The organism is Kribbella turkmenica, from assembly GCF_004348725.1.
Classification (GTDB): Bacteria; Actinomycetota; Actinomycetes; order Propionibacteriales; family Kribbellaceae; genus Kribbella; species Kribbella turkmenica.
The window spans coordinates 1-7,765 of record NZ_SMKR01000248.1; the positions used below are offsets into that span (position 1 = coordinate 1).

Annotated in this window: 8 protein-coding genes; 4 read left to right on the top strand and 4 right to left on the bottom strand. The window is 68.6% G+C overall.

All coding sequences use genetic code 11. The features are described 5' to 3' along the window. Both E1218_RS38010 and E1218_RS38015 read left to right on the top strand, forming a co-directional pair. A partial coding sequence (locus E1218_RS38010) for a carbohydrate-binding protein (RefSeq protein ID WP_325052876.1) occupies positions 1 to 179 on the top strand: 179 nt, incomplete at its 5' end. 28 nt (positions 180 to 207) lie between these two features. After that, positions 208 to 1,743: a cellulose binding domain-containing protein gene (locus E1218_RS38015; protein ID WP_132327113.1), complete on the top strand. Its 1,536-nt coding sequence runs from the start codon at positions 208 to 210 to the stop codon at positions 1,741 to 1,743. 51 nt (positions 1,744 to 1,794) lie between these two features. Here E1218_RS38015 and E1218_RS33795 read toward each other — a convergent pair whose 3' ends face one another. Together E1218_RS33795 and E1218_RS33800 are read right to left on the bottom strand one after the other, a co-directional pair. Then, positions 1,795 to 2,553, bottom strand: coding sequence for an SGNH/GDSL hydrolase family protein (locus E1218_RS33795; protein ID WP_165949539.1), 759 nt, complete (start codon positions 2,551 to 2,553; stop codon positions 1,795 to 1,797). An 84-nt stretch (positions 2,554 to 2,637) separates the two neighbouring features. Then, complete coding sequence (locus E1218_RS33800) at positions 2,638 to 3,525, bottom strand: LysR family transcriptional regulator (protein WP_132327114.1); 888 nt, start codon at positions 3,523 to 3,525, stop codon at positions 2,638 to 2,640. 71 nt (positions 3,526 to 3,596) lie between these two features. Here E1218_RS33800 and E1218_RS33805 point away from each other — a divergent pair, with 71 nt between their 5' ends. Then, a complete protein-coding gene (locus E1218_RS33805; RefSeq protein WP_132327115.1) occupies positions 3,597 to 4,820 on the top strand; it encodes an MFS transporter in 1,224 nt (407 codons plus the stop codon). 4 nt (positions 4,821 to 4,824) lie between these two features. Beyond that, the gene (locus E1218_RS33810; protein WP_132327116.1) at positions 4,825 to 5,274 is read left to right on the top strand and encodes an aminoacyl-tRNA deacylase; all 450 of its coding nucleotides are present in this window, start codon (positions 4,825 to 4,827) and stop codon (positions 5,272 to 5,274) included. Between the two features lie 17 nt (positions 5,275 to 5,291). On the opposite strand, the gene E1218_RS33815 is transcribed toward E1218_RS33810, so the two are convergent. Both E1218_RS33815 and E1218_RS33820 read right to left on the bottom strand, forming a co-directional pair. After that, entirely contained in the window at positions 5,292 to 6,206 is a 915-nt protein-coding gene (locus E1218_RS33815) for a helix-turn-helix domain-containing protein (protein WP_132327117.1), read from the bottom strand. A gap of 7 nt (positions 6,207 to 6,213) precedes the next feature. Beyond that, complete coding sequence (locus E1218_RS33820; protein ID WP_132327118.1) at positions 6,214 to 7,674, bottom strand: chitinase; 1,461 nt, start codon at positions 7,672 to 7,674, stop codon at positions 6,214 to 6,216. Between the last annotated feature and the right edge of the window lie 91 nt (positions 7,675 to 7,765).

The window sequence follows — 7,765 nt, forward strand, 5'->3', positions numbered from 1 at the left end:
CCCCCACGCCGACGCCGACCTCGACGCCCCCGACGGCCACCCCGTGGGCACCGAACACGACGTACGCGACAGGCGCGCTGGTGAGCTACAACGGCCTCACTTACAAGTGCATCCAGGGCCATACCTCCCAGACCGGCTGGGAACCACCGAACGTCCCCGCACTCTGGGGTCAGGTCTGATCACGTACCGCCCACTGATCGGAGCATCATGAAACGCATCTCGATGGCCATAGCCGCCATCACCGCAGTAGTCCTCTCCCTACTGGTAGCACCGGCAGCCAACGCCGCCACGGTGACCGCGGCCTTCACCAAGGTGTCCGACTGGGGCAGCGGCTTCGAAGGCAAGGTCACCGTGACGAACGGCACCACTGGCTCACTGAGCACATGGTCGGTCGCGCTCGACTTCCCGTCCGGCTACACCGTCAGCACTTCGTGGGACGCGACCCGGAGCAGCAGCGGCCAGACGCACACGTTCACCCCGCCGAGCTGGGCCGGACCGCTCGCACCCGGCGCGTCCGTCACCTTCGGATTCAACGGCAGCCCGGGCAACTTCCCCGGTCTGACGGCCTGCCGACTCAACGGCGGCTCCTGCTCCGGTGGCGGCGGCACCGCCCCCGGCGCACCGACCGGTCTCTCCGGTACGGCGACCTCGTCGTCGGTGAGCCTCACGTGGTCCGCACCGAGTGGTGCGACCAGCTACAGCGTCTACCGCAACGGCACGAAGGTCGGCTCCCCCACGGGTACGTCGTACACGGACTCCGGGCTGACCGCGAACACGACGTACAACTATCAGGTAAGCGCGTCGAACAGCGCCGGCGAGGGTCCGAAGAGCGGCACGATCGCCGTGAAGACCACCGGTGGCGGTGAGCCCAGCACCCGGCGGGCGGCGCCGTACCTGTACATGGGCTGGGGTGATCCGCCGAACCCGGCGACCGTCATGAACGCGACCGGCATCAAGTGGTTCACGATGGCGTTCATCCTGTCGTCCGGCGGCTGCAACCCGGCGTGGGACGGCAGCCGGCCGTTGCAGGGCAGTGCGGACGCCACCGCGATCGCGCAGATCCGGGCGGCCGGTGGCGACATCGTGCCGTCGATCGGCGGCTGGAGCGGCAACAAGCTCGGGCCGAACTGCAGTACGCCGGAAGCACTCGCCGGGGCGTATCAGCAGGTGATCAACGCCTACAACCTGAAGGCGATCGACGTCGACATCGAGAACAGCGACGAGTTCGAGAACGAGGTCGTCCAGGACCGGATCCTGAACGCGCTCAGGATCGTCAAGCAGAACAACCCCGGCATCCAGACGATCCTCACCTTCGGTACCACGACCAGTGGCCCGAACTTCTGGGGCAACCGGCTGATCGAGCGGTCCAAGGCCCTCAACGCGAACATCGACATCTACACGCTGATGCCGTTCGACTTCGGCAGCTCGAACATCCAGCAGGACACGATCAACGCGTCCGTCGGCCTGAACAACAAGCTGAAGGCGACCTTCGGCTGGACCACCGCGCAGGCCTACGCCCACCAGGGCATCTCCGGCATGAACGGTCTGTCCGACCAGCAGGAGATGACCACGACGGCCACCTGGCAGAACATCACCAACTGGGCCAAGTCCAACGGTCTGGGCCGGCTGGCGTTCTGGTCGGTGAACCGTGACCGGGGCTGCGCCGGCGGCGGAGTGGTGTCGAACTGCTCCGGTATCGCGCAACCCGACTGGGAGTTCACCCGGATCACCGCCGGGTTCTAGGCACCCCAGTGGTACGGCGGCGTGCGGGCGACCACCCGTACGTCGCCGTGCTCAGCCTGACTTGAGGGCGTCGACGATGAGGGCGTTGCGGGCGTTCTGGCCGAGCGGGATCGACGGGTGCAAACCGTCGCGCAGGTAGTTGGCGAGGCGGTTCGGCTTGGCGGCGAGGTGCTCGGCCCAGTGGATGATGCGCAGGTTCGCGTGCCGGCGCTGAGCCTCTGCCAACTGCAGGTTGATCCACGCGCTGTTGCGCTGGTCGGAGACCTGGACGGCCGGACCGTGCCCGGTCCGGGCAGCCTGGATGTTCACCCAGAAGACGGTGCGGTCCTCGCCGACGATCTGCATCGTCCGCTCGACCTGAGCGGCCACCGCCGGTGGCGTGAAGATGTCGTTCGAGCCGACCGACATCAGGATGCGGTGTGGCAGGCCGTAGTCCTGGGCCCAGGTGTCGAGCGCGTCGACGGCCGGAGTGACAGGTCGCCCGGCCCAGTTGTGCACAGCGACCTTGATGCCGTGGGAGGACAGCTGCCGGGCCAGCGACGGGCCGTCCTGGACGCCGATGCTGTCGCCGAACATGAAGACGCCGTCGGTCTCCCGCGCCTTGCGGATCTGCGAGACGCCCGAGATCGCTCGCGCCTGCCGCTCCCACGCACCCAGCACGCCGGACCCGTAGGCGCCGGCCCCCGCGAGCTCGGCGGTGGCGGCCGCCGACGCCGTTGCGGCGGACGCAACAGTCGATGCCGCGGCGGCCGTGCCCGCCGCGAACAGCAGGCGCCGGCTCGGGCGAATCGAACTCAGACGCTTCCTCACGGAGGAAACTTTGCGGTGGAGAGCCCTCTGTCTGCAAGTCGAGACCGGGAAAACTGGACGAACGCTACGGAAGTCGCCGACGGCCTAGGAGGATCGGACCGGCTGGGACCGGACGAACGTCCGGAACCGCTCGGCGGCCGGTGTGAGCTGCGCGCGCAATCGCCAGGCCAGGCCGATCTCACGACGTGCCCGGACACCGGCGAGCGGGATCGACACCGCTCCGCTGTCGTTCCCACGGACCGCACCGGACGGCAGCACCGCCACCCCGAGGCCGGCGCCGACCAGACTGTCGATGGTGGCGAGGTCGGTCGCCTCGAAGGCGAGTCGAGGAGTGAACCCGGCGGCGCGGCACAACTCCTCGGAGATCCGGCGGAAGCCGAAGCCGGGCCGCAGCCCGACGAACGACTCGTCGGCGGCCGCCGCCAGCTCCACCCGGCGCCGCGAAGCCAGCGGATGACCGGGCGGGACGTGCAGACACATCCGCTGCTGCTCGAGCAGGTGCCAGCCGAACACCTCCGGATCCGGCCGGGGCCCGATGATGCCGATCTCGGCCTCACCGCTCTCCAGGTCCTCGACGATGTCGTGCGCCGGCTCCTGCCGCAGCGCGAAGCGAACCGCCGGAGCCTCCTCGCGGAACGCCTTCAGCAGGTCAGGCAGCAGACTGGTCGCGACGGAGTGCAGGAACCCGAGCCGAACGGTTCCCGACTCCGGGTCGAGCAGCGCTTCGATCCGCTGCCGCGCCGAGTCGACGGCGGCCGAGCCCGTCCGTGCCGCCTCCAGCACCACCCGCCCGTACGGGTTCAGCCGCATGCCTCGATGCTCACGCTCGAAGAGCTGGACACCGAACGCGCTCTCGACCCGGCGCAGCGACCGGGACAGATTGGGCTGACTGGTGCCCAGCGCCGCGGCCGCTTCGGTCAGGTGCTCGGTCTCCGCGAGTACGGCGAACCAGCGCAGATCCCCGACATGCATACCAGAATCGTATCGATGCCCGCCGAGATCGACATTTTACGTATCGTGCTCAGCATGGCACGGTCGAAGCCATGCACACTCCCGTCGTGGTCCAGCCGGGTTACCGCCCGGGCGATCCGGGCTACCGCAGGCTGTCGGTCGCTCTCTTCGCGGCCGGTCTGGCGACGTTCGCGCTGCTCTACAGCACGCAGCCGCTCCTCCCCGAGCTCGTCGACGCGTTCGACGTCTCTCCCAGCCAGAGTGCGTTCACAGTGTCGCTGGCTACTCTCGGCCTCGGCATCGCCCTGCTGATCGCCGGCCCGGTCTCAGAAGTGATCGGTCGGACCACTCTGATGCGCTGGTCGGTCGCAGCCACTGCTGGCATCGCGCTGCTATGTGCCGCGGCTCCGACGTGGCACACGCTGCTCGCGCTCCGCGGACTCCAAGGGGTCGCGATGGCCGGACTGCCCGCAGTAGCCATGGCCTACCTCCGCGAGGAGGTCCACCACGACAGCCATGCGCGTGCCAGCGGTCTCTACATCGCCGGTACGGCGGTTGGCGGCATGGCCGGCCGCCTCATCGCGGGCGGTCTCGCCGACCTCGGCGGCTGGCGAGTCGCGTCTGGTGGCATCGCACTAATGGGAGTCCTGTGCGCCGTCGTGGTCTGGCTGCTTCTCCCGGCGTCGCAGAACTTCCACCCGAGCCCTGCGGGCCCGAAGCAACTTATGACCCAGACAGGCCGGGTACTGCGTGATCCGGCCTTGCTGGCGCTCTACGGCATCGCCACGACCGCGGTCGGTGCATTCGTCGCCGTCTACAACGGAGCCGTGTTCCGGCTGTCCGGTGCGCCGTACGACCTGAGTGCTGGAGCGACCGGGCTGGTGTTCACGGTCTATCTGCTCGGGTCGGCCGGTTCGGCGACAGCGGGGTGGCTCGCTGACCGGTACGGGCGTCGCGCCGTCGTTCCGGCCGGGTGTTTGGTCACTCTCGCCGGGGTGGCGATTTCTCTGGCCGCACCGCTGCCGCTCGTCATCGCGGGACTCGCGGTCATGACTGCCGGGTTCTTCGCCGTACACGGCGTGGCCAGCGGCTGGGTGGCCGCGCGGGCGCACGCCGGGGGCGGTGGGACGGGCCAGGCCGCCAGCCTCTACCTGTTCTCCTTCTACCTGGGGTCGTCGGTCTTCGGCGGGCTGGCCGGCGCCGCATGGAGCCACGGCGGTTGGAGCGGAGTGGCGCTGGAGGCCGGCGTGCTGTTCTTCGTCACGCTTCTGCTGGCCCTACTCCTCAAGAACGTACCCAGCAAGGTGCGAAACTAGCCAGGTGACCAAAGCGATCGAGGCGGCTGACCAACTGGGGCTGAGCTACGAAGTGACCAGGCACGGACGGGTGAACTCGCTGGAGGAGGCTGCTGCCGCCCGCGGAATCGAGCCGGCCGACCTGATCAAGACGATCGTGGTCAGGCTGTCCGACGACGACTACCGCTTCGTGCTGGTGCCGGGTGACCGGGAGATCGCCTGGCCGAAGCTGCGCGCGCTGCTCGAGGTGAACCGGATCTCGATGCCCGACAAGGACACCGCGTTCGCCGTCACCGGGTACGTTCGCGGCACCATCACCCCGCTCGGCAGCACACATGCCTGGCCGGTCGTCGCCGACGAGCGGATCACCGGGACGATCTCCATCGGCGGTGGCGACCACGGTGTCGGCATCACCGTGATCGCCGAGGACCTGCTCAAAGCACTCAGTGCAACCGTGGCCGACGTGACGGAGTGAGCCGACCGACGTACGGCTCAGGCGAGTAGTCCGCGTTGACCGGCTCGTAGGCCGGCCTGGAAACGTGTGGTCGCGTCCAGTGCCCGGAGGATCCGCTGCATCCGTCGCTCGACCGTCCGCTGCGCCACCCCGAGCCGCCGGGCGATCGCCTGGTCCGTCAGCCCCGCCGCAGCGAGAGCCAGCAACTGCTGGTCCTCACCGCTGAGCGGTCCCTCCGGAGCAGATGGCGACAACGGACTCGCCTGCTGCCACAACAGCTCGAACAACCGCAGCAGAGCATCCAGCAGGCTGGACGGCCCCAGCTCGACGATCACGTCCGGCGTCGTCGGCAGCAGTCCGGTACGCCGGTCCATCAGCACCAGCTTCAGCGGTACGTCGCGCAGGATCCGGCAACCGGCGGACCGGGCGGCTACCAGGTCACCCGGCTCCGACAACGACGCCATGTCGTAGATCGTCCGGTAGGACACCCCATGCGCACGCCGGGGCTCCACCGGCAGGACGACGTACGGCGGCCGGTCGAGCACGAGCACCTCGGTCCGGGCGCTCTGCTGCGCTTGGTAGAACCTCTGCGCGACAGCCTCGGTCCCCCGGATCACCGTGAACGAGTCCTGCCGGCGGAACTCCGAGCTCAGCACCGAGGCACCGAGCCTGGCCTCGAGGATCGCCGCCTGCTTCCGCAGTGCCAGGAGCTCTACCGCTGCCTCGGGCACGGCCGGCACGTACACGGCCGGCCGGCCGGAGGTCCGTGTGGCGAGGCCCAGGGAGAGCAGTGACTTCAGGTGCCGGCCGACCCGGGTGGCCGGCCAGCCGGTGTCGCGGGTCAGGTCGGTCGTCGTCGACTCCGGGCGGGCCAGAAGCGCCCGGTAGAGCTGCTCGTCCTCGAAGCAGACACCGAGCGCTTCCAGCACCGGAGCCGGTCGGTAGCTGTGCATCAGCGCATCAGGGCAGTGAGTGGACGTGGGCGCCGACCTGGTTGGCGAACGCGTTGCCGTTCAGCGCGTCCCAGTTGGTCGACCAGGTCATCGCGCCGCGCAGCGACGGCCACGTGGTGCTCGGCCTGAAGTTGCCGCAGTTCGTGCCGCGGGTCAGGCAGTCCAGGGCGTTGTTGACGATCTGCGGGGACACGTAGCCGCTGCCGGCCGCCCGGGACGACGCCGGCAGGCCGAGGCCGACCTGGTCGGGCCGGAGGCCGTTCTGCAGCATGATGCAGGCCTGCGCGGTGATGAAGTCGACAGTGCCCTGCGAGTACACCTGCCCGTCGCACCCGTTCATCGAGCCCGAGTTGTAGTACTGCACGTTCACCACGGTCAGGATGTCCTTGATCGCCAGCGCGAGCTTGAAGTACTCGAACGACGTGCTCTGCATGTCGATCGTCTGCGGTGCCATGGCGATGATCAGGCCGCTGCCGAACTGGCTGTGCAGGCTCCGCAGGGCCTGACCCATGTACTGCGCGTTGACGCCGTTCTCCAGGTCGATGTCGATCCCGTCGAAGCCGTACTCGCGCAGGACGGTCAACGCGGTGTTCGCGAAGTTGGTCGCGGCCTCGGAGCTGCCGACCGAAATGGTGCCGTTCTGGCCGCCGACCGACAGGATCACCCGCTTGCCGGCGGCCTTCTTGGCCGCGATGTCGGCCTTGAACTGGGCGACCGTGTAGCCACCCAGCCCGGCGGAGTCCAGGTTGAAGGTGATCGCCCCCGGCCGCGACGGGTCGGCGTCGGCGAAAGCGACCGCGATCAGGTCGTACGCCGCGTGCACGTCGCTGATCCGCTGAACCGCCGCACCGTTGTCGAAGTTCTGCCAGTAGCCGGTGAGCACGTGCTTGGGCAGCGTGCCGTCGGCCGGCGGCGGAGTGGTGGTGGGCGGTGTGGTCGTCGGCGGCGTGCTCGGCGGGGTGGTTGGATCCGGAGTCCCGCCAGGACCGTCCAGTACGACGTCATCCGCCTGGTACGCCGGTAGCCCGTACCACCCGTGCAGATAGATCGTCAGCCGGGTCTGCGCCGCGGTCGTCGTGTAGGTGGTCGTCAACTGGTTCCAGGTGGTGCTGGTGCTCCAGGTCGACGTTCCACCCTCGAAGCCGAGGTAGACGTTCGAGCCTTTGACCCAGGCGGACAAGGTGTACGTCGTACTGGACTTGACCGGTATCGACTGGGTGCATCGGGCGTTGTCGGACGACGTCGGCGTGGCCTGGAGCGCGTAGCTGCCGGTGCGGGCCGAGGTGGTCGCGGCGCCGGCGGCGCAGGTCCAGCCGGAGAGGTTGCCGGTCTCGAAGGTTCCGTTGGTGACGAGGTTGGTGACGGCGGACCCGGTCGCGGGGACCAGGAGCAGGCCTGTGAGGGCGACGAGCAGCGTGGTCAGGGCGGGAATGATCGCGGCCCGGGGGCGGAGTGCACGCGTTTTCATGACTTACAAACTGTGACTGCCTAACTACATTGTCAAGAGCCTGCATAATTTGAAAGCGCTCCCACAGGCAGAAAACTGAGCATCCTTGTAC